This window comes from Pantoea sp. AG1095, assembly GCF_003208415.1.
Taxonomy (GTDB): Bacteria; Pseudomonadota; Gammaproteobacteria; order Enterobacterales; family Enterobacteriaceae; genus Pantoea; species Pantoea leporis.
Genome location: NZ_QKMJ01000007.1, coordinates 97,117 through 117,359, shown reverse-complemented (window position 1 = coordinate 117,359; position 20,243 = coordinate 97,117). Strand labels below are relative to the sequence as shown.

At 56.9% G+C, this 20,243-nt stretch carries 16 protein-coding genes; 9 read left to right on the top strand and 7 right to left on the bottom strand.

What is annotated here, in order from left to right; genetic code table 11:
* Positions 1 to 106: 106 nt before the first annotated feature.
* The 3 genes from DEU53_RS15480 to DEU53_RS15470 are packed head-to-tail and all read right to left on the bottom strand — an operon-like array spanning position 107 to position 3,422.
* The gene (locus DEU53_RS15480) at positions 107 to 1,756 is read right to left on the bottom strand and encodes an iron ABC transporter permease (RefSeq protein ID WP_110867644.1); all 1,650 of its coding nucleotides are present in this window, start codon (positions 1,754 to 1,756) and stop codon (positions 107 to 109) included.
* A 3-nt stretch (positions 1,757 to 1,759) separates the two neighbouring features.
* The gene (locus DEU53_RS15475) at positions 1,760 to 2,731 is read right to left on the bottom strand and encodes an ABC transporter substrate-binding protein (RefSeq protein ID WP_199559723.1); all 972 of its coding nucleotides are present in this window, start codon (positions 2,729 to 2,731) and stop codon (positions 1,760 to 1,762) included.
* The gene (locus tag DEU53_RS15470; protein ID WP_110867642.1) at positions 2,709 to 3,422 is read right to left on the bottom strand and encodes an ABC transporter ATP-binding protein; all 714 of its coding nucleotides are present in this window, start codon (positions 3,420 to 3,422) and stop codon (positions 2,709 to 2,711) included. Before DEU53_RS15470 ends, DEU53_RS15475 begins: the two co-directional genes overlap by 23 nt.
* A 226-nt stretch (positions 3,423 to 3,648) precedes the next feature.
* On the opposite strand from DEU53_RS15470, the gene DEU53_RS15465 reads away from it, so the two are divergent.
* On the top strand, positions 3,649 to 4,872 hold the full coding sequence (locus tag DEU53_RS15465; RefSeq protein ID WP_110867641.1) for an MFS transporter: 1,224 nt from the start codon (positions 3,649 to 3,651) through the stop codon (positions 4,870 to 4,872).
* Between the two features lie 214 nt (positions 4,873 to 5,086).
* Here DEU53_RS15465 and DEU53_RS15460 read toward each other — a convergent pair whose 3' ends face one another.
* Entirely contained in the window at positions 5,087 to 5,902 is an 816-nt protein-coding gene (locus tag DEU53_RS15460; protein ID WP_110867640.1) for a TIM barrel protein, read from the bottom strand.
* Between the two features lie 424 nt (positions 5,903 to 6,326).
* On the opposite strand from DEU53_RS15460, the gene DEU53_RS15455 reads away from it, so the two are divergent.
* Positions 6,327 to 7,832: a CoA-acylating methylmalonate-semialdehyde dehydrogenase gene (locus DEU53_RS15455; RefSeq protein ID WP_008107947.1), complete on the top strand. Its 1,506-nt coding sequence runs from the start codon at positions 6,327 to 6,329 to the stop codon at positions 7,830 to 7,832.
* 24 nt (positions 7,833 to 7,856) lie between these two features.
* Positions 7,857 to 8,672, top strand: coding sequence for a 5-deoxy-glucuronate isomerase (gene iolB, locus DEU53_RS15450; RefSeq protein WP_110867639.1), 816 nt, complete (start codon positions 7,857 to 7,859; stop codon positions 8,670 to 8,672).
* Positions 8,673 to 8,744: 72 nt separating this feature from the next.
* On the opposite strand, the gene DEU53_RS15445 is transcribed toward iolB, so the two are convergent.
* Positions 8,745 to 9,590, bottom strand: a complete 846-nt coding sequence (locus DEU53_RS15445) for a MurR/RpiR family transcriptional regulator (RefSeq protein ID WP_101762694.1) — start codon at positions 9,588 to 9,590, stop codon at positions 8,745 to 8,747.
* Positions 9,591 to 9,921: 331 nt separating this feature from the next.
* Positions 9,922 to 11,835 carry a 5-dehydro-2-deoxygluconokinase gene (gene iolC / locus DEU53_RS15440; protein ID WP_110867638.1) on the bottom strand — a complete coding sequence of 638 codons (1,914 nt, stop codon included), beginning with the start codon at positions 11,833 to 11,835 and terminating at the stop codon, positions 9,922 to 9,924.
* Positions 11,836 to 12,384: 549 nt separating this feature from the next.
* Here iolC and iolD point away from each other — a divergent pair.
* The 3 genes from iolD to iolE all read left to right on the top strand — a co-directional run bounded on the left by iolD (position 12,385) and on the right by iolE (position 16,363).
* Positions 12,385 to 14,319, top strand: a complete 1,935-nt coding sequence (gene iolD, locus DEU53_RS15435; RefSeq protein WP_110867637.1) for a 3D-(3,5/4)-trihydroxycyclohexane-1,2-dione acylhydrolase (decyclizing) — start codon at positions 12,385 to 12,387, stop codon at positions 14,317 to 14,319.
* Between the two features lie 68 nt (positions 14,320 to 14,387).
* Positions 14,388 to 15,401, top strand: coding sequence for a Gfo/Idh/MocA family protein (locus DEU53_RS15430; RefSeq protein WP_110867636.1), 1,014 nt, complete (start codon positions 14,388 to 14,390; stop codon positions 15,399 to 15,401).
* Positions 15,402 to 15,466: 65 nt separating this feature from the next.
* Positions 15,467 to 16,363: a myo-inosose-2 dehydratase gene (gene iolE / locus DEU53_RS15425; protein WP_110867635.1), complete on the top strand. Its 897-nt coding sequence runs from the start codon at positions 15,467 to 15,469 to the stop codon at positions 16,361 to 16,363.
* Positions 16,364 to 16,493: 130 nt separating this feature from the next.
* Here the strand turns inward: iolE and glpD are convergent, their stop codons facing one another.
* Positions 16,494 to 18,002: a glycerol-3-phosphate dehydrogenase gene (gene glpD / locus DEU53_RS15420; RefSeq protein ID WP_110867634.1), complete on the bottom strand. Its 1,509-nt coding sequence runs from the start codon at positions 18,000 to 18,002 to the stop codon at positions 16,494 to 16,496.
* A 228-nt stretch (positions 18,003 to 18,230) separates the two neighbouring features.
* On the opposite strand from glpD, the gene glpE reads away from it, so the two are divergent.
* From glpE to DEU53_RS15405, 3 genes are read left to right on the top strand one after another with little or no spacing between them, the layout of a single operon-like run.
* Positions 18,231 to 18,557 (top strand): thiosulfate sulfurtransferase GlpE, encoded by a 327-nt coding sequence (gene glpE / locus DEU53_RS15415; RefSeq protein WP_008107933.1) that lies wholly within the window; start codon positions 18,231 to 18,233, stop codon positions 18,555 to 18,557.
* Between the two features lie 32 nt (positions 18,558 to 18,589).
* Positions 18,590 to 19,414 (top strand): rhomboid family intramembrane serine protease GlpG, encoded by an 825-nt coding sequence (glpG, locus tag DEU53_RS15410; RefSeq protein WP_110867722.1) that lies wholly within the window; start codon positions 18,590 to 18,592, stop codon positions 19,412 to 19,414.
* A gap of 42 nt (positions 19,415 to 19,456) precedes the next feature.
* On the top strand, positions 19,457 to 20,215 hold the full coding sequence (locus tag DEU53_RS15405) for a DeoR/GlpR family transcriptional regulator (protein ID WP_008107931.1): 759 nt from the start codon (positions 19,457 to 19,459) through the stop codon (positions 20,213 to 20,215).
* Positions 20,216 to 20,243: the final 28 nt, after the last annotated feature.

Here is a 20,243-nt window from a genome sequence, read left to right as displayed (position 1 = left end):
AAAATGTGGATAAGATGACAGTTAAACCCACAATCACAGCTTAAATAATTTTAATCATCAAGGTCCTATTTATGCGTGATGAATCACGCCGCTACGGTATGTATGACTATTTTTCATGACGCCGCATCAGCACCGTGGCCGCCAACATCAAACTCAAACTGGCGCAAAGCGTCAGCGTGGCCATCGCCATACCTTGTCCCACCGAGCCCTGTTCGAACTGACGCCAGATAAAGATCGCCACGGTTTGCGTGCCTGCCGGAGCCAGCAGCAGCGATGTCACCAGCTCGCGCGACGCTACGGCAAACACCATCATCATCGCCGCCAGCAAGCTGGGCGCGACTAGCGGCAGCACAATCAGACGCAGCGCCTGCACACGTGATGCGCCGTGCACGCGCGCCGCCGGTTGCAGCGTGGGTGCCAGCTGGCGCAGCGCGCTACTGACATAACGCACCGGCCACGGCAGCAGCAAACAGCTGTACGACAGCAGCAGAATAAACATCGTGTTGTAGGGCGAAACCGGCCAGAAACCGCGGTTCCACAGCAGAATCAACCCCACGCCCACCACCACGCCGGGCATCGCCGCAGGCAGCAGCGCCAGGCCATCCATCATTGCCAGCAAACGGGTTTTCCCTTCTGATACGCGCCAGGCGATCAGAAAACCCAGCGCGCCGGTCAGCAGCGCCGCGCCGAGCGCCAGGCCAATGCTGGTGGAGAAGGCCGCCAGCGCATCGCCTTGCTGGCTGAACAGCGCGCCGAAGTGGCGTAGCGTCAGATTACTCAGATGTAATCCGCCGGAGAGCGTATTCAGTAAGCCGCTCAGGGTCATCGCGCCGAGCGGCAGCACCACCGCCAGCAGCACGGTGACAGCAAACGGCAGCAGCATTAAGATTTGTAAGCGTCCCGCATGCGCCAGTTCCTGACTCACCGGTTTGCCACCAACCGCCGTCACATCGCTGCTGCCGGTCAGTTTGCGCTGCAGCAGCCACGCCGTGAGCGCCATCAGGCTCAGCATCAGTGACAGCGACGCCGCGCCAGGCAGATCGATCGGCCAGTCGGCGAGTTTGGTTTCAATACCGACGGTCATCAGCGTCAACTTCGCCTGCGCACCGAGCGCCGCAGGCACGCCGTACTCCTCAATCGCCAGCGTAAACGCCAGCAGCACGCCGCCCGCCAATGCCGGTAAGGTGAGCGGCAAGGTGATGTGCCAGAAGCCGCGCCACGCCGATGCGCCATGCACGCGCGCCACCCAGGCGAGACGTTGCCCGCTGGCCAGCAGCGAACGCGACACCGCGAAATAGACCACCGGGAAGATGTTCAGCGTCATCACGCCAATCATGCCGCTGCTGCTAAACAGCAGGCTGTCGAAGTTGATGCCGGTGAGTTGTTCGATATATCCGTTGCGTTGCAGCGCCAGCGTCCATGACAGCGCCACAATGTAGGGCGGCGTCAAAAAGGGGATCAGAAACAGCAGATCCCACAGCGCCGCGCCCGGCAAGCGGAACAGGCCGCGCAGTGCGCCGAGCGGCAAGCCCAGCAGCAAACTGCACAGCGCCACGCCGCCGCCGATTTTCAGCGTGCCCAGCCACATCGCTGCCAGTTGCGGATCGTCTAGCAGCGCCGGAAAAGCACTAAACGCGCCGCGCCAACTGCCTTCGCCGAAGTAGGGAAATAACGCTTGCAGCACGATAAACAGCAGCGGCAGCGCCACCAGCAGCAATAACGCCAGCAGAATCACGCCATTCAGGGCACGCGACATCGCTTATTGTCCGAACAGGGCGCCAAAGCGCTTTAGCACCGCCGAACGTTCGCTGCTGCCATCCTGATTAGTCGGCAATAACTTGATCTCAGTAAAAAGCGGACGTTGCGCTTTGATATCGGTACGCGCCGGCATCAGCCAGGCTTTCGCCACTTGCTCCTGACCTTCATCTGACAGCACGTAATCAACGAATTTCTTCGCATCGTCTGGGTGCTGGCTGCTTTTCAGGATCATCATCGGACGCGGTGCGACCACGGTACCGTTTTCCGGGAAGATCACCTTCACGCTCTCGCCCTGCGCGATGTTGTTATAGGTGACGTAATCGACCGCGCCAAACACCGCCGCTTTCGCGCCTTGCAGCACCGGCGTCACCGCCTGCGCGTTGGGGCCGCTCATCACCATGCCGTTGGCTTTCAGCTGGTCAAACAGCTGCCAGGCTTTTTCGCCTTCGCTGTTTTGCAGGCCAATCAGCAGATCGAGTGACGCGCCAGACAGCGCCGGATCCGGCGTGGTGACGTTATCTTTGAAGGCGGGCGCGGTGAGATCCTGCCAGGTTTTCGGCTCTGGCGTGTTGCTTTGCGTATTCCACACGATGCCGAGCGCGGAAATGCCTTGCGCGACATAGTTGGCGGTTTTGAACTGATCCGGCACCTTCGCCGCGTTGGCGCTGTTGAACGGCAGCAGCCAGCCGCGCTGTTGCAGATCTTCGGCGGTATCCCACGAAGCCGAGATCAGCACGTCGGCTTGCGGATTGGCCTGTTCCGCTTCCAGACGCGCCATCACTTTGCCGGTGGTGGCCTGGAAAATATTCACTTTGATGCCGGTCTGTTTTTCAAATCCGGCGGCAAGACTTTTCGACAGCGAACCCGGACCGGCGGTGTATACCGTCAGCGCCTGGGCGTCGTTGATCATGATGGCGGAAGTCAACATCATCGCGCTGATGGCTCCAGTTTTAACTGACTTGAGAGATGGCATTGCAGTCCCCTGAGAGGTGAGTAACGGAAACAATCTGGCCCTGCGCCAGGTGAATGATGCGGTCGGCCAGCGTGTTGGCTTCGTCGCGATCGTGCGTAACGTAAACAGCGGTGATGCGCGCCGTGCGCAGCAAATCCGCCATGGTGTGAACCAGAGTTTCACGCAGGTCGCGGTCGAGGTTGGAGAGCGGTTCGTCGAACAGCAGAATGGCCGGTTTGGCCACCAGCGCGCGCGCCAGCGCCACGCGCTGCTGCTGGCCGCCTGAAAGCAGCGCCGGTTTGCGATCGCCAAAATCCTCAAGGCCCACCTGCGCCAGTGCGGCATCGGCCTGTTGCCGCGCGGCGGCTTTTTTCATGCCGCGCATGCGCAGCGGAAAGGCGACGTTTTGCGCCACCGACATGTGCGGCCACAGCGCGTAATCCTGAAACACCATGCCAAGGTTTCGTTTTTCCGGCGCATCACAGTGGCGCGGTGAGGCCACGCAGCGTTGGCCAATCCACAGTTCGCCGGCGGTAGGCTGCAACAAACCCGCCAGCAGTTTCAGCAGCGTGCTTTTGCCACAGCCGCTCGGGCCGAGCAGCGCCAGAATTTCGCCTGCGGGAATGGTCAGGGAGAGATCGTGCAGAATAGTCAGGTTATCCACCGACCATCTGAGATTTTTCAGTTCAATAGGCAGCGCGGCATGCGTCATCGGCCACCTCCCGCGAAGGCGTGAGCGTTACGCACGCGCGCCTGAGAAATCAGGGGCGTCATCAGATTGTTATCCTCTTTGGGATTTGATTGGGGGCGAGTCTACGAGCGCGATATGACGAAATGATGACCATAAAACTGGGCATTTCACTGATGCGGATAAAACCAAATGGCGTATAGTTATCCTCTTGTTATAAAAATTCCGTCACCCACGAGCGCAATCACTCATGCCTGACTCGCCTGCCGCCGCACCTGAACACGGTCGTTTTCGCCTCAATTTACTGATCCTTTCCATCGTGAAGTTCAACTTTGCCAGCTATCTCACCATCGGCTTGCCGCTGGCGGTGCTGCCCGGCTTTGTCCATGACGGACTGGGCTACAACGCCTTCTGGGCCGGATTAGTGATCAGCCTGCAATACATCGCCACGCTGCTCAGTCGCCCACACGCGGGACGCTATGCCGATCTGTGGGGGCCGAAAAAAGTGGTGGTGCTGGGGCTGGTGGGATGCTTGCTGAGCGGCATCTGTATTTTGCTGTCGGCGCTCAGCGATGGGCAGGGCGTGCTGAGCCTGGTGCTGCTGTGTCTGGGGCGCGTGATTCTCGGCATCGGACAGAGTTTTTCCGGCACCGGTACGTCGCTGTGGGGCGTGGCGCGCGTCGGTTCGCTGCATATTGGCCGGGTGATTTCGTGGAATGGCATTGTCACCTATGGCGCGATGGCGATCGGTGCGCCGCTCGGCGTGGTGATTTTCCGCAGCGGCGGCTTGCTGCTGCTCTCCAGCATCATCATTGCCATTTGTGTGCTGGCAATTGCGCTTGCGCTGCCGCGCGCATCAGTGAGAGGCAGCAAAGCCAAGCCGCTGCCATTCCGTGACGTGCTGGGCAAGGTGTATGGTTTCGGCCTGATTCTGGCGATGGGTTCCGCCGGATTTGGCGTGATCGCCACCTTTATCACGCTGTTTTATCAGGATAAAGGTTGGGATGGCGCCGCCTTCGCGTTGACCATGTTCAGCGCCGCGTTCGTCGGCACGCGTCTGCTGTTTCCGAATGCCATCAACAAGCTCGGTGGTTTGCGCGTGGCGAGTATCTGCTTTGCGGTAGAAGCGATGGGCCTGTTTCTGGTGGCCGGTTCATTCGACCCGTGGATGGCGAAGATGGGCGCGTTCCTCACCGGCGCGGGTTTCTCGCTGGTATTCCCGGCGATTGGCGTGGTGGCGGTGAAAGTGGTGCCGCAGCAGAATCAGGGCAGCGCGCTCGCCACCTATACCGCGTTTATGGATTTGTCGCTGGGCATCACCGGGCCGATCGCCGGTTTCATCATGAGTTATGCCGGCGTGTCGCTGGTCTATTTCCTCACCGCACTGCTGGTGTGTTTAGCGCTGTTCTGCACACTGCGCATGATTAAGCGGATGCCGGAAGAGCCGATGGGGGAGGTTAAAGAGAACGCATAATTTTGCTATTGAACTCAGGCATACCCTAAATAGTTTAAGTCAGAGCAAGGCGGCAAGCGTGAGAATCCCCAGGAGCTTACGCCCGTAAGTGACTGGGGTGAGCACGGGCAGCCAACGCAGCTATGGCTTAAAATATGACGGGTATGAAAAAAAGGCCTCCGACCGAGGCCAACACTAACAAAATGTGTCATTAGACACAGATAAGGGTTCGTTTTCAGGCTTGCAGCAACTCGATGCTGTAGCGAATTTGGCGTTCAATCTCAGCGGTATTCCACGTCTCCAGCGATGAGGCAAACGGCTCAAATGCGTAAATGCCTTTATAGCCCAACATCTCCAGACGTTTCACCTGCGCCACGCTGTTCAGCACATCGCGGTCGCTGAGCATGATGCGTTGTTCATCGGTCAGTTGCGCCGTTGGGCGGGTATCTTCCACGCCGGATAAATGCACCAGACCAATATGGTTGATATCAATCTCCTGCGGGAACTCGTTTTCGGCGTTCTCATACAGGTGATGATGGAAGGTATCGAGCAGTACCTTAAACGGGACTTGTGCTTGCTGAATCAGTTGCTGCGTCTGCACCGCCGAGCGCAGCGAACTGACCGGGAAGCCCAGCGGTTCAACCAGCCCCTGAATGCCATACTTTTCAAAGCGCGGCGCCAGTACCTGTAGCGCTTCCAGCGTCTGCTGGGGCGAAATCTGAATCCCTTCATTGAGCGGACACATCACCAGCGCTTTTGCGCCGATGGCCTGAGCTTCCTGTAGCAGCGCGTCGGCTTTAGCCAGCAGCGACTCATCGGCACGGTTAAACGGATAGAGCGCGTTAATCGTCACGATTTCAATGTGGTACTTATCCGCTAGCGCGCGCAGCTGCGCCGCGCTGAGATCATCGGTTACCTTGCCGCTCTGCATGTCATTACGCAGTTCAACCTTGCTCAATCCCAGGCGTTGTACCAGCTGAAAGAAGGCTTCCAGCGTTAGCCTGGGCGCAATTTTACGGTTAATACAGAAACGGGTCGGATCGATGGCCATGTGCGGCTCCTGTAAACGGATACGGATTAGGTGCTGCAAAGAGAACATTTATTTCATTATTATTGAATTATGAAATATCAGATATTGGATCTGCCTCGCAAAAATTTCATATTTCGTTTCGCGTTGCATGGGGAAGCTGGATTTCAGACATAAATTCGGTGCGGGCAACGGCTTAGCGGCAGAGCGGTTTGGCGAGCCTTTAGCACCAGCAGTGCAGCGCTACGGGCTGATTTACACCCGGCTGTCAGCGCAGGCGGAAAAAATGCGATCCATGCCGCTAAAAGGAAATTTTCTAAAAAGAAGTATTTGAAAAATTCATTTCATTACGATAGCTTCATAGCACGCTTTAAGTATTGCCTGCACACGCAGCGTCGCGGTTCGAACGGGCTATCTGCAGGGAACTTCACATCTAAGAGGCAACGACATGACTATCGTAGGAAACTTTATCGGCGGCAAAATTACCCACAGCGCCAGCAATGAAACCATTCCCGTGTACGATCCGGCGACCGGCAAAGTCGTGCGTGAACTGACGCAGAGCACCGCTGCTGAAGTGGAAAAGGCGATTGAAGTCGCGCATGCCGCCTTCCCGGAATGGTCGAAAACCGCGCCGTTGCGTCGTGCCCGTGTGATGTTCAACTTTAAAGCACTGATGGAAAAACATCGCGAAGAGCTGGCGGCACTGATCGTGTCTGAGCACGGTAAAGTGTGGTCCGATGCGCTGGGTGAACTGACGCGCGGTATCGAAGTGATCGAGTATGCCTGCGGTATTCCACATCTGATTAAAGGTGAAAACTCACCGAGCGTGGGCACCGGCGTTGACAGCTATTCGCTGATGCAGCCGGTCGGCGTTGTCGCCGGTATCACACCGTTTAACTTCCCGGCGATGGTGCCACTGTGGATGTTCCCCATCGCGCTGGCGTGCGGCAACACCTTTATCCTCAAGCCACCGGCGCTGGATCCTTCCGCATCTGTGCGCATGGCCGAACTGCTGAAAGAAGCGGGCCTGCCGGATGGCGTATTCAACGTGGTGCATTCGTCTAACGAAGATGCCGAGCAGCTGTACAAAGATCCGCGCATCGCCGCAGTCAGCTTCGTGGGTTCTTCCGGCGTAGCGGAGCACATCTATAAAACTGCCAGCGCCCACGGTAAACGCGTGCAGGCGTTTGGCGCGGCGAAAAACCACGCCATCGTGATGCCCGATGCCGATCTCGATGCCACCGTGAACGCCATTATGGGCGGCGCGTTTGGTTCAGCGGGTGAACGCTGCATGGCGCTGCCGGTTGTGGTTGCCGTGGGTGACGACACCGCAGACAAACTGATTGCGCGTCTGACGCCGCTGATCAAAGCGCTGCGCGTCGGTCCTGGCATCCAGAAAGGTGCCGAAGAGAATGAAATGGGGCCGGTGGTTTCTGCTGCGCACCAGAAGAAAGTGCTGGGCTACATCGACAAAGGTGAGCAGGAAGGCGCGAAGCTGGTGGTTGATGGCCGCGGCATCCAGGTTGCTGGCCATGCAGAAGGTTACTACGTTGGCGGCACGCTGTTCGACAATGTGACGTCGGATATGACCATCTGGCGCGAAGAGATCTTCGGGCCGGTGCTGAGCATCATGCGTTCCAGCGATTACGACAGCGCACTGCAGCTGGTTAACAGCCACGAATTCGGTAACGGTAGCGCCATCTTCACCAGCAACGGCCACACCGCGCGTGAGTTCGTGCAGAACGTCGAAGCTGGCATGGTTGGCGTTAACGTGCCGGTTCCGGTTCCGATGGCGTTCCACAGCTTCGGCGGCTGGAAGCGTTCGGTATTTGGTGCGCTGAACGTGCACGGTCCAGACGGCGTGCGTTTCTACACCCGCATGAAAACCGCCACCGTGCGTTGGCCGAGCGGCCAGCAGACCGTATCTGAGTTCAGCATGCCGACGCTGGGCTAATTTCGCTCAACAAGGAGGAACAGGATGTCTCTGATTTCGAAAGCGCAAAAACCCGACAGCAACGGCCGCATCCAGCACATCACGCCGGAAAGCGCGGGCTGGGAATATGTCGGCTTTGATGCCTATCTGCTGAAAAAAGGGCAGAGCCTGAAGCTGAGTAGCGGCGACAAAGAGTTGTGTCTGGTGCTGGTGGCGGGCTTTGCGTCGGTGAAAACCCGTCACGCCGAGTTTCCGAATCTGGGTAAACGTCTGTCGCCGTTTGAACGCACTCCGCCTTACTCAGTTTACGTACCGCATAACGACGAAGTGGAAGTGTATGCGGATAGCGATCTGGAGCTGGCGGTGTGTAATGCACCGAGCAGCGGCAACCTGCCGGCGCGACTGATTGCGCCGGAAGATGTTGGTGTTGAGCAGCGTGGTAAAGGGCGTAATCAGCGTCTGGTGCACAACATTCTGCCGGACAATAAAGAGGCCGACAGCCTGCTGGTGGTGGAAGTCTACACCGATGAAGGCGCGACCAGTTCGTATCCCAGCCACAAGCACGACCAGAAAAACAGCCCGGACGAAACCTATCTGGAAGAGACCTACTATCACCGTTTCGATCCTGAGCCAGGTTTCGCCATGCAGCGCGTCTATACCGACGACCGTTCACTCGACGAGTGCATGGCGCCGTATAACCGCGATGTGGTGACGGTGCCGCGTGGCTATCATCCGGTGGCAACCATTGCCGGGTACGATAACTACTATCTCAACGTGATGGCGGGTCCAAAACGTCTGTGGAAATTTACCTGGGAGAAGGATCACGCCTGGGTGAACAGCGACCATTATCCGCGTTCGTAACATGCGCACCAACGTAAAAAAGGGCAGCCACTTGGCTGCCTTTTTTGTTAGCTGGTCGACTCTGCGAAGAGATTATTCGCTGGGCACGTTGTTGTTCAACGCCAGCGACACGGCGAGCGTCTGTGCCAGACACAGCGAAGCGACCTGCGAACGGAAGCCATCCACTTGCGCTTCACGCACCACAAAGCACACATCGCTGAAGGCGGCCAGCGGGCTGACCTGACTGTCGGTGATGGCAATCAGATGCGCGCCACGTTTGGCACCCAACTCAACCAACTCCACCGCTTCACGCGCGTATGGCGAATAGCTGATGGCGATCACCACGTCTTTCGGGTTCACCATGCTCAGCTGCTCGGTGAACATGCCACCGAGGCCGTCGATCAGGAACGCACGACGCTCCAGATGGCGCAGCGCATACACCAGATACGATGCCACGCTGAATGAGCGACGCAGGCCGATGATGTAGATGTTCTCGGCTTCATCGAGCATTTTTACTGCGCGGTTGAGCTGGTCCGGATTCACCTGCATCGCCAGCTGTTGCAGCGCCTGGCTATTCACCATGGTGAAGACATTGAGAATTTCGGCCGGGCTCTCAGGTGAAGTGGCGCTGTCGTCAGTGGCGGTCTGGCGGAACAGACGTGCGCGCTCGGTATAGTTAACGGTCTCTTCCATCAGGTGCTGACGGAAAACCTGTTTCATTTCGTTGAAGCCGCTGAAGCCAAAGGCGTTGGCAAAGCGGATCAGCGTCGAGGGCGGCACATCGGCATGTTGTGCGATGGAAGCAACGGTATCGAAAGCGATGCTGTTACTGTTATCAAGGATATAACGAGCCACCTGCTTCAGGCGTTTGCTCAGCGTCTCATAGCGACGACGGATCTCGTCCTGTAACAAGGTTAATTGCGTTGGATTATTGGTCATTACTTCGGCCCGCTAGAAAAGAAAATATGGCTGGATAATGAGCGCTATAGTACCAGATGGATGGAAAATTTCATTTGTTTGGCATCATCGTGACGCTTATTTCATCGGTTTATGAAATGCCTCACAGAATATGCAGGTTTTCCCCTCACCCTAACCCTCTCCCGCAAGCGGGCGAGGGAACCGTCTTGTGCGGTACACCGGATCGCGTTCATTACTCAACAGTTGCTGGATCGGTCCCTTCTCCCACTTGTGGGAGAAGGTCAGGATGAGGGCCAGCGAGCATAATCAAAAAAGCGGCCAATTGGCCGCTTTTTCCCAGCTAACTTCGCACTTAACCGCGTACAGCGCGCCAGTAGCCGATCAACCGCAGGTAGTTCCCTTTCACGGTCTCAACCAGCGCTGTATCATCCAGCTCGCCTTGCAGCCACTGGCGTGACGGCTGGCCGAAGATGGTGCGGCCTACCGCGAAACCTTTCACCCACGGCGCTTGCGCTGCGGCGGCGAAACCAGCTTTCAGCGTCTCTTCCGGGGCATCGAGGCCCAGCAGCAGAATGCCGCGGCAGTGCGGGTCGTTCTGCTCGATCAACCCGCTGATCGCCTGCCAGCTTTCGGCAGACAGCGGCGGCAGTTTCCACCAGTCTGGCTGAATGCCAAGGCTGTAGAAGTGGCTCAGCATGTCGTAATAGTAGGATTCGTCGCGGTCCGGATTGCTCTCCGGCAGAATCAGCTCCAGCAGCAGTTCGTGCCCGCTCTTGTTACAGCCATTCCACACATCGAGCACCAGCTCATCCTGCTCTTTACGCAGTTCCGCGCTGTCATGCGGATGGTAGAACACCAGACATTTCACCACGTGCTCGGCTGGCCAGTCGACCAGCTGTGAGCCGATGTTGCCGTGCTCAAGACGCAGCGGACGTGAACTTGGCAGCTCAATCGGACGCCCAATCCACCAGTTTTTACCGGTAATCGCGTTCAGCGCTTTCTGGCCGTAAGTGGTATCCGCGAGGATGCCGCTCTTTTCATTCAGGCCGGCTTCATTGGCCGCTTCTTCTGCGGCACGCAGCAGCAGCAGTTTCAATTCTGGGATGCGCGCTTCGCTGACGCCCGCTTCGCGTGCCATATCAGCCAGCTGTTTGCGATGGTCGAAGGCGAACACATTCAGCTCTGGCCACTGCTGTTTACGCGTGGTGACGCGATGCAGGTGATTAAGACGTACATCAAGATCCGGACGTTTCACCTCTTTATCGCGGCTAAGGAAATCATCCAGCTCTTCTTTGGTCGGCATCGCCGGTGCACAGCCGTGGCGCGAAACCACCAGCGCGCCACAGGCGTTCGCGTAACGGCACGCTTGCTCCCAGCTTTCATCATTCAGCCAGCCGCGCAGCAGGCCCGACATAAAGGCATCGCCCGCACCCAGCACGTTCAGCACTTCAACGCGCACGCCGCTCTGCAGTTTGGTCTGTTCCCAGCTATCCGGGATCTCGCCCTCAAACACCACGCAACCCAGCGGACCGCGTTTGCACACTAATGTGGCCTGGCTCGATTGACGCACATTTTTCAGCGCGGTCAGCGTATCGGTGCTGCCACCGGCGATATGAAACTCTTCTTCCGTTCCGACCACCAAATCGAAATAGTGCAGCACTTCCTGCAGTTGTTGCGTCACTTCGCCCGATTCAATGAAACGCGTTTCGCCGTCGCCGAGTGAGGTCAATCCCCACAGCACCGGACGATAATCGATATCCAGCGCGGTGCGCAGGCCGTTGCGTTTGGCGATATCCAGCGCTTTCAGTACGGCGGCGCGGGTTTGCGGATGCGAAAGGTGCGTGCCGGTGACGGCGACCGCGCGTGAAGAGGTGATGAAATCTTCGTTAATATCTTCCGGCACCAGCCCCATATCGGCGCAGTTGTCGCGGTAGAAGATCAGCGGGAAGCTCTCTTCATCTTTGATCCCAAGGATCACCAGCCCGGTCAGGCGCTGCTTATCGGTAATCAGGCCATCGGTATTGCAGCCCGCACGTTGCAGCTCTTCACGCAAAAAGCGGCCGTTATGCTCGTCACCTACGCGCGCCAGCATCGCCGATTTCAGGCCCTGGATCGCCGTACCGTAGGCCACGTTGCCGGAAGACCCGCCGAGATATTTGTTGAAGCTGGTCATATCTTCCAGGCGTGATCCAATTTGCTGACCGTAGAGGTCGACGGCGATGCGTCCGATACAAATCACATCAAGCCGCTTCTGTTGTGTACTCATACCTATTGTTTCCTTCTGTGATAAGCAGACACTGCGGGCGCTGCCGCCCAACGTCGAGCGCTTTGCTTCCGGGTTCTCAAGGTGCCTGATTGGCTTTGGTCGCAGTATGAGGAATAAAAATTCCAAATTCAATATGAAATGAAACATCCATCACGATTTTGTGAGCCAGGTAAAACTCTGACCAGGCCGCAAAGCAGCGTTGGAATCTTTCGGAGTTCCAGTGATAGTCAGGCTTGTGAGCCAGGTCTCAGGAAATTGCTGGCGAATCAAGGAAGCTACTGAAGTGAAATGAAATTTCGTTATGACCTGCAAATGACCTGTTACTGTTCCACTTTTCCCCCTTTCGCGGCTTGCGCAGCCCACGTTTCATTGCTGAATTTGATCTCCATCGCAAAATGAAATGTTTCTTCTGTAATCGTGTTTAATGAAAAAAATATTTGTTTATAATCGCCTCACGTTTCACTTAATCTGCGGGCGCCGTGAACGGCAGTTTTTACCCGAACCGCGATGTACCTCGCCGCAGGTACCAGCATGTAAAGGAAGAAGCATATGGGCACAATCAGACTCACCACGGCACAGGCGCTGGTAAAATTTCTTGATAACCAATACCTGAACGTTGACGGCGTTGAAACCAAATTTGTGAAAGGCATTTTTGCCATTTTCGGTCACGGCAACGTGCTGGGATTGGGACAGGCGCTGGAGCAGGACAGCGGCGATCTGGTGGTGCATCAGGGCCGTAACGAGCAGGGCATGGCGCACGCCGCCATTGGCTTTGCCAAGCAGTCGCTGCGTCGTCAGATTATCGCCTGTACCTCATCGGTCGGTCCCGGCGCGGCCAACATGATTACCGCTGCTGCCACCGCGACCGCCAACCGCATTCCTTTACTGCTGCTGCCGGGCGATGTGTTCGCTACGCGCCAACCGGATCCGGTATTGCAGCAGATTGAACAGAGCCACGATCTCAGCATCAGCACCAATGACGCGTTCCGCGCGGTGAGCAAATACTGGGATCGCGTCAGCCGCCCGGAACAGCTGATGACTGCCTGCATCAACGCCTTGCGCGTGTTGACCGATCCGGCAGAAACCGGCGCGGTGACGATTGCGCTGCCGCAGGACGTGCAGGGCGAAGCCTGGGACTTCCCGGAATACTTTTTCCAGAAACGTGTGCATCGTCTGGATCGCCGCTTGCCAACTGCCGCGCAATTAGAAGATGCGCTGGCGCTGATTGCGCGTAAACACAAGCCGCTGATCATTGTCGGCGGCGGCCTGAAATACTCTGATGCCGGGGATGCGCTGCTGAAATTTGCCGAGCGCTTCAACATTCCGTTTGCCGAAACTCAGGCCGGTAAAGGCACCATCGTTTCCGATCACCCGCTCAATGTCGGCGGCGTGGGCGAAACCGGCTGCCTGGCGGCCAACCTGCTGGCGAAAGAGGCCGATCTGGTGATTGGTATCGGTACGCGTTACACCGACTTCACCACCGCGTCGAAATGGATTTTCCAGAATCCGGACGTCAGCTATCTGAACCTCAACGTCAGCAACTTCGACAGCTACAAGCTGGATGCGGTGCAGCTGCTGGCGGATGCGCGTGAAGGTTTAACCGCGCTGGAAAGCGAACTGCAAGGTTTCGAAAACCATTGGGGCGGCCAGATTGAGCTGTCGCAAAGCAAGCTGTTGAAAGAGACGCAGCGCGTCTATGCTGCCACCTATAACACCGACGATTTCATTCCGGAAATCGCCGACCACGCCGATCGCGAAGCGCTGTTTGCCGAGTTTGAGCGCCTGACGAAATCGGTGCTGACGCAGAGCAGCGTGCTGGGCACCTTAAACGAGCAACTCCCAAAGGATGCGGTGATTGTCGCGGCAGCGGGCAGTCTGCCGGGCGACCTGCAGCGCGTGTGGCGCACCAAAGATTACAACTCGTACCACGTTGAGTACGGCTACTCCTGTATGGGTTATGAAGTGAATGCCGCGCTGGGCGTAAAGCTAGCGCAGCCGCAGCGTGAAGTCTACGTCATGGTTGGCGACGGTTCGTTCATGATGCTGCACTCCGAGTTGGTCACGTCGATTCAGGAAGGGGCGAAAATCAACGTGGTGCTGCTGGATAACATGACCAACGGTTGTATCAACAACCTGCAGATGGAACACGGCATGGACAGCTTCACCACCGAGTTCCGCTTCCGTAATCCGGAAGGTGGCAAGCTGGATGGCGGCTTTGTGCCGGTGGACTTCGCGGCGATCGCCGGCGGTTACGGCTGCAAAACCTACCGCATTACCACGCTGGAACAGCTGGAAGCCGCGTTGATCGACGCGCAGAAGCAGACCGTTTCCGTGCTGTTCGACATCAAAGTGCTGCCAAAAACCATGGTGCACAAATACTTCAGCTGGTGGCACGTCGGCGTGGCGCAAACCTCTACGTCAACGCGCACGCAAGAAGTGGCCGACAACCTTAACGTGCATATCGAACAAGCACGTAAGTATTAAAACCTCTTTTAGGCCGGAGCTCTCCGGCCTTGTTTTACCCTAACTTATCCGACTCTACAGGTGTAATTATGACGCTCAAACTCGGTGTAATTGGTACCGGTGCAATTGGTCAGGAACACATTCGTCGCTGCAATAACGTTTTGCAGGGTGCCAAAGTGGTGGCGGTTTCTGATATCAACATAGAAGGCGCGCGTGCTGCGCTGCAACGTCTGAATATCGAAGCCGAGGTGTATCAGGATGGTCATCAGGTGATCAACTCGCCGGAAGTCGATGCCATTCTGGTGACGTCCTGGGATCCGACCCACGAAGAGTTTACGCTGGCGGCAATCACGGCCGGCAAACCGGTGTTCTGTGAAAAGCCGCTGGCGCTGAGCGCTGAAGGTTGCCGTCGCATTGTGGATGCCGAGATCAAACACGGTAAACGTCTGGTGCAAGTGGGCTTTATGCGCCCGTACGATGCCGGCTATCGCGCGCTGAAAAAAGTGATCACCGGCGGTGAAATCGGCGAACCGCTGATGCTGCACTGCGCGCACCGCAACCAGAGCGTCGGCGAGAATTACACCACCGACATGGCGATCACCAACACCCTGATTCACGAGCTGGACGTGCTGCGCTGGCTGACCGAAGACGACTACAAAACCGTGCAGGTGGTGTTCCCGCGCACCACGCCGAAGTCTCATGCCAATTTGAAAGATCCGCAGATCGTGCTGTTCGAAACGCAGAAAGGTATCCGCATTGATGTGGAGATCTTCGTTAACTGCGCGTACGGCTACGACATTCAGTGTGAAGTGGTGGGCGAAGAGGGCATCGCTAAGCTGCCGGAGCCTTCGGCGATCCAAACGCGCAAAAACGCGCGTCTCGGCGTGCCGCTGCTGACCGACTGGAAAGACCGTTTCATTGATGCTTATGACGTTGAGCTGCAAGCGTTTATTAATGACGTGAAAGACGGTCAACTGACCGGACCTTCTGCCTGGGATGGTTTTGCTGCTTCCGTGGCCGCCGATGCCTGCCACAAAGCGCAGAATAGCGGTGCGATTGAGCCGGTAACCATGCCGCCGCGTCCGGATTTCTACGCCAAATAACTGAGCTGTGCGCTAAATACTCCTCGGCGGCTCAGCGGCCGCCTCTGTGAATCAGGGACAACACCATGAACAAAGACAACGTTAAACTGGCGATCGCGCCAATCGGCTGGACTAACGACGACATGCCAGAGCTGGGCAGCGAAAACACCTTCCAGCAAACCGTGAGTGAAATGGCGCTCGCGGGCTTTACCGGCAGCGAAGTGGGCAGCAAATATCCGCGCGATCCGGCGATTCTCAAGCCGATGCTCGATATCCGTGGCATTCAGATCTGCAACGCGTGGTTCAGCACCTTCTTCGCCAACGGCGACAAAGCGAAAACCATCGACGAATTTATCAATCACATGAATTTCCTGCATGCGATGGGCGCGCGCGTGATTGGTTGCTCCGAGCAGAGCAAAAGTATTCAGGGCACCACGCTGGCGGTGCTGGAGCAGAAGCCGATTTTCAGCGATGAAGAGTGGCGCTTAACCGCGGAAGGCTACAACGAGCTGGCGGAGATCGCCGCGAAAAAAGGCATGCGTTTGACGCTGCACCACCACATGGGCACCGGCATTCAGACGCCAGCCGAGATTGACCGCTTTATGGAATCGACCAATGAGAATGTTGGCCTGCTGTACGATACCGGCCACATCTACTATTCCGAAGGTTCACAGCAGGCGATGCTGGATGTGCTGACCAAATATCTGCCGCGTATTTTCCACGTGCATCTGAAAGACGTGCGCGACAGCGTGGTAGCCGAAGTGCGTGAGAAATCGCTGTCGTTCCTGGATGGCGTGAAGAAGGGGACTTTCACCGTGCCGGGCGATGGCGTGATCGATTTTAAACCGGTGTTCAAAATCCTCGATGATTACGGCTATAAAGGCTGGATGGTGGTGGAAGCGGAGCAGGATCCGGCGCTGGCCAATCCGTTCGAATATGCGGTAAAAGCGCGTAAATACATCCGCGAGAATGCGGGGTTGTAAGGGCAAATGCGCGCAATGCATTGCGCCGCTACGGGATGTACACGCATTCGTAGCGGCGCGATTTTTCGTGCTGTTTTCCATAAAAAAGGCCGTTATCCCATCAGGATAACGGCCTTTTAATTGGCTGAGATTATGACGCTAACGACAACGCCGGTTTCTGTGCGTTGACCGCCAGCCACTCGGCAATGCGCGCCTGCTCGGCTTCGTTCAGCCACATACCTTGTTTGGTACGACGCCAAATCGCATCATCCAGTTCGCGTACCCATTCGTTTTTCACCAGGTAACGCAGCTCGGCTTCGTAGAACTCGTGACCGAAGTTTTCACCCAGATCGTCGATGCTCTTCGCGCCTGCCAGCAGCTCTTCGGTGCGGCTGCCGTAAGTCCGCGCAAAGTGACGCGCCATTCCTTCGCTGATAAACGGATAGCGACGACGCAGGCTGGCGGTGTAATCCTCGCGTGAACCGGAGAAATCCCCGCCCGGCAATACCGCGTTTTTGGTCCACGCCGGGCCGATATTCGGGTAGTATTTGGTCAGTTTCTCCAGCGCATGTTCCGCCAGCTTACGATAGGTGGTCAGCTTGCCGCCGAACACGGACAGCAGCGGCGCCTGGCCATTGTCGTCATGCACATCCAGCGTGTAATCACGGGTGATGGCCTGCGGCGAATCCGATTCGTCATCGCACAGCGGACGTACGCCCGAGTAAGTCCAGACGATGTCATCTTTGCTCAGCTGCTGTTTGAAGTGTCCATTAAACACGTTCAGCAGGTAGCTGATTTCGTTGTCATCGATCTTCACGTCTTTCGGATCGCCTTTGTACTCCACGTCGGTGGTGCCGATGATGGAGAACTCATCCATCCACGGAATCACAAACACGATACGGTTATCTTCGTTTTGCAGGATATACGCCTGCTTTTCGCGATGGACGCGCGGTACCACGATGTGGCTGCCTTTGATCAGACGAATGCCGTACGGCGATTTCAGCTTCAGGCCATCGTCGAAGAACTCTTTTACCCACGGACCGGCCGCATTGACCAGACCTTTGGCGCGCCAGGTGTAGGTTTTGCCGCTGTCGATATCTTCGGCTTCCACCATCCACAAACCGGCTTCACGCCAGGCGCGGGTCACGCGCGTGCGGGTGCGTACTTCGCCGCCCTGTTTTTCCACTTCCTGCGCATTGAGTACCACCATGCGCGCATCATCAACCCAGCAGTCAGAATATTCGAATCCGCGCGTGATCTCCGGCTTGAGGGCCGAATCCGCGCCAAAACGCAGGCTCTTACTACCCGGCAGCGTGGTGCGTTTGCCGAGGCGATCGTACATAAACAGGCCCATGCGGATCATCCACGCCGGACGCAGATGCGGACGGTGCGGCAGACGGAAGCGCATCGGGAAAGCGATGTGCGGGGCCATTTTTAGCAGCACTTCACGTTCTGCTAACGCTTCGCCCACCAGGCGGAATTCATAGTGTTCAAGGTAGCGCAGGCCGCCGTGAATCAATTTCGAGCTGTTGGAGGAGGTTGCACAGGCCAAATCCCGCGCCTCCAGCATCAGCACCGACAGTCCGCGTCCTGCAGCGTCCACTGCAATGCCGGCTCCGTTAATGCCGCCGCCGATCACGATCAGGTCTTTGGTTTCCACGTCATCTCCTCCGATGTTCGGAATAGTTCTAAAATGTTCGTTTTCGAGCGTAATAATAATCGGAAACCAACATCTACGCCAGCGGTTAACTGAATAAAAACATTTTTGCGTGATATAGCTAACATTCCGACAGGAAAAAAATCACATAACCACAGGACTTGTCAGGTTATCGCGGCGCGTTCTCAGGTTAAACTAGGCGCTAATTGTGATGAAGTAATGAGAGACACCATGGAAACCTTCGAGTGTATTAACGTCCTGCAGGCGCAAGAGCATCTGGCACAAGGTGCGCAGCTGGTGGATATCCGTGATCCGCAGAGCTTTATGATGGGCCACGCGGCGGGCGCGCAGCACCTGACCAACGACAATCTGGCGGATTTCATCGCCAACGCCAATCAGGCTTTGCCGGTGCTGGTGATGTGCTATCACGGCAACAGCAGCAAAGGCGCGGCGCAGTTCCTGCTGGGCCAGGGATTCAGCGCGGCGTACAGCATTGACGGCGGATTTGATGCCTGGCGCGCGGCATTCCCGGCGCAGGTTGCCCTCGGCGACGCCTGAGCCCATCGCATAAGGAAGGAGATCACCGCATGATGCGCATCACCCAGTTCAATAATCCGCGCATGGCGCAGGCGTTTGTCGACTACATGGCGACTCGCGGCGTGACGCTACGCATTGAGCGCGAAAGCCACTTTGTCATTATGTTGGATGACGAAAGCAAGCTGGAGAGGGTCGAAAACGAACTCGCGCAGTTCGTGCGCGATCCCAACCATCCGCGCTATCAGGCGGCCAGCTGGCATAGCGGCAACACCGAAAGTGGCTTGCGCTACGAGCGCACCCACATCTGGGCGAGCATTCGCGAACGCGCAGGTCCGCTCACCATGACCATCATGATCGCCTGCGTCGCGGTATTTATCCTGATGCAGATCGTCGGTGATGATGTGGCGCTGGATTGGCTGGCATGGCCGGCGGATTCTTCGCAATATTTCCAGGTGTGGCGCTGGTTTAGCCATGCGCTGCTGCACTTCTCGCTGCTGCATATCCTGTTCAACCTGATGTGGTGGTGGTATCTCGGCGGTGCGGTCGAGAAGCGTCTCGGCAGCGGCAAGCTGTTTGTGATTATGCTGATCTCGGCGCTGCTAACCGGCTGGATGCAGGCCAAGTTCAGCGGCGTGCTGTTTGGTGGTTTGTCGGGCGTGGTTTACGCGTTGATGGGTTACTGCTGGCTGCGCGGCGAGCGCGATCCCGAAAGTGGTATTTATCTCGAGCGCGGCCTGATTGGCTTTGCGGTCGTATGGTTGGTGATTGGCTGGTACGGCGCATTTGGTCTGTCGATCGCCAACGCCGCGCACGTCACCGGCTTGCTGGTGGGTTTAGCGATGGCATTTGTTGATACGCGTAAGATTACGCGTCGTTAGCAGCACCAATAAAAGAAGCGGCCACGAGCCGAGGAGAGAGATGTGAAGCAGACGCAACGTCATGACGCCATTATCGATCTGGTCCGGCGTCAGGGATATGTCAGTACCGAAGAGCTTGTTGATCACTTTGAAGTCAGCCCGCAAACCATTCGGCGTGACCTGAACGACCTGGCCGATCAGAACAAAATCATGCGCCATCACGGCGGGGCGGCGCTGCCGTCCAGCTCAGAAAATACCGCATGGCAGGATCGTAAAATGATGTGGTCGGCGGAGAAAGCGCGCATCGCCGAGCGCGTGGCGAGCCAGATCCCTGATGGCGCCACGCTGTTTATTGATATCGGCACCACGCCGGAAGCGGTGGCGCATGCGCTGCTCAATCACAACAATCTGCGCGTCGTCACCAACAACCTCAACGTGGCGATTCTGCTGATGGCGAAACCTGATTTCCGCGTGATTATCGCCGGCGGCGAAGTGCGCACGCGCGATGGCGGCATCATGGGCGAAGCGACGCTGGACTTCATTTCGCAGTTCCGCCTCGATTACGGCATTCTCGGCATCAGCGGCATTGATATGGATGGTTCGCTGCTGGAGTTCGATTATCACGAAGTGCGCACCAAACGCGCCATTATCGAAAACTCGCGCTGCGTGATGCTGGTGGTGGATCACTCGAAGTTTGGCCGCAATGCGATGGTCAACCTCGGCAATATGAGCCTGATTGATTACATGTATACCGATCAAAGCCCGCCGGCCAGCGTGCTGAAAGTGATTGAACAGCACGAAGTTCACCTCGAACTTTGCTAATGCCGTAGCGGCGCAATTTATTGCGCGA

Bases quoted from the DNA above. Each gene is read 5' to 3' on its own strand.
- DEU53_RS15480 (WP_110867644.1), bottom strand. From the start codon at position 1,756: ATGTCGCGTGCCCTGAATGGCGTGATTCTGCTGGCGTTATTGCTGCTG.
- DEU53_RS15475 (WP_199559723.1), bottom strand. From the start codon at position 2,731: ATGCCATCTCTCAAGTCAGTTAAAACTGGAGCCATCAGCGCGATGATG.
- DEU53_RS15470 (WP_110867642.1), bottom strand. From the start codon at position 3,422: ATGACGCATGCCGCGCTGCCTATTGAACTGAAAAATCTCAGATGGTCG.
- DEU53_RS15465 (WP_110867641.1), top strand. From the start codon at position 3,649: ATGCCTGACTCGCCTGCCGCCGCACCTGAACACGGTCGTTTTCGCCTC.
- DEU53_RS15460 (WP_110867640.1), bottom strand. From the start codon at position 5,902: ATGGCCATCGATCCGACCCGTTTCTGTATTAACCGTAAAATTGCGCCC.
- DEU53_RS15455 (WP_008107947.1), top strand. From the start codon at position 6,327: ATGACTATCGTAGGAAACTTTATCGGCGGCAAAATTACCCACAGCGCC.
- iolB (WP_110867639.1), top strand. From the start codon at position 7,857: ATGTCTCTGATTTCGAAAGCGCAAAAACCCGACAGCAACGGCCGCATC.
- DEU53_RS15445 (WP_101762694.1), bottom strand. From the start codon at position 9,590: ATGACCAATAATCCAACGCAATTAACCTTGTTACAGGACGAGATCCGT.
- iolC (WP_110867638.1), bottom strand. From the start codon at position 11,835: ATGAGTACACAACAGAAGCGGCTTGATGTGATTTGTATCGGACGCATC.
- iolD (WP_110867637.1), top strand. From the start codon at position 12,385: ATGGGCACAATCAGACTCACCACGGCACAGGCGCTGGTAAAATTTCTT.
- DEU53_RS15430 (WP_110867636.1), top strand. From the start codon at position 14,388: ATGACGCTCAAACTCGGTGTAATTGGTACCGGTGCAATTGGTCAGGAA.
- iolE (WP_110867635.1), top strand. From the start codon at position 15,467: ATGAACAAAGACAACGTTAAACTGGCGATCGCGCCAATCGGCTGGACT.
- glpE (WP_008107933.1), top strand. From the start codon at position 18,231: ATGGAAACCTTCGAGTGTATTAACGTCCTGCAGGCGCAAGAGCATCTG.
- glpG (WP_110867722.1), top strand. From the start codon at position 18,590: ATGCGCATCACCCAGTTCAATAATCCGCGCATGGCGCAGGCGTTTGTC.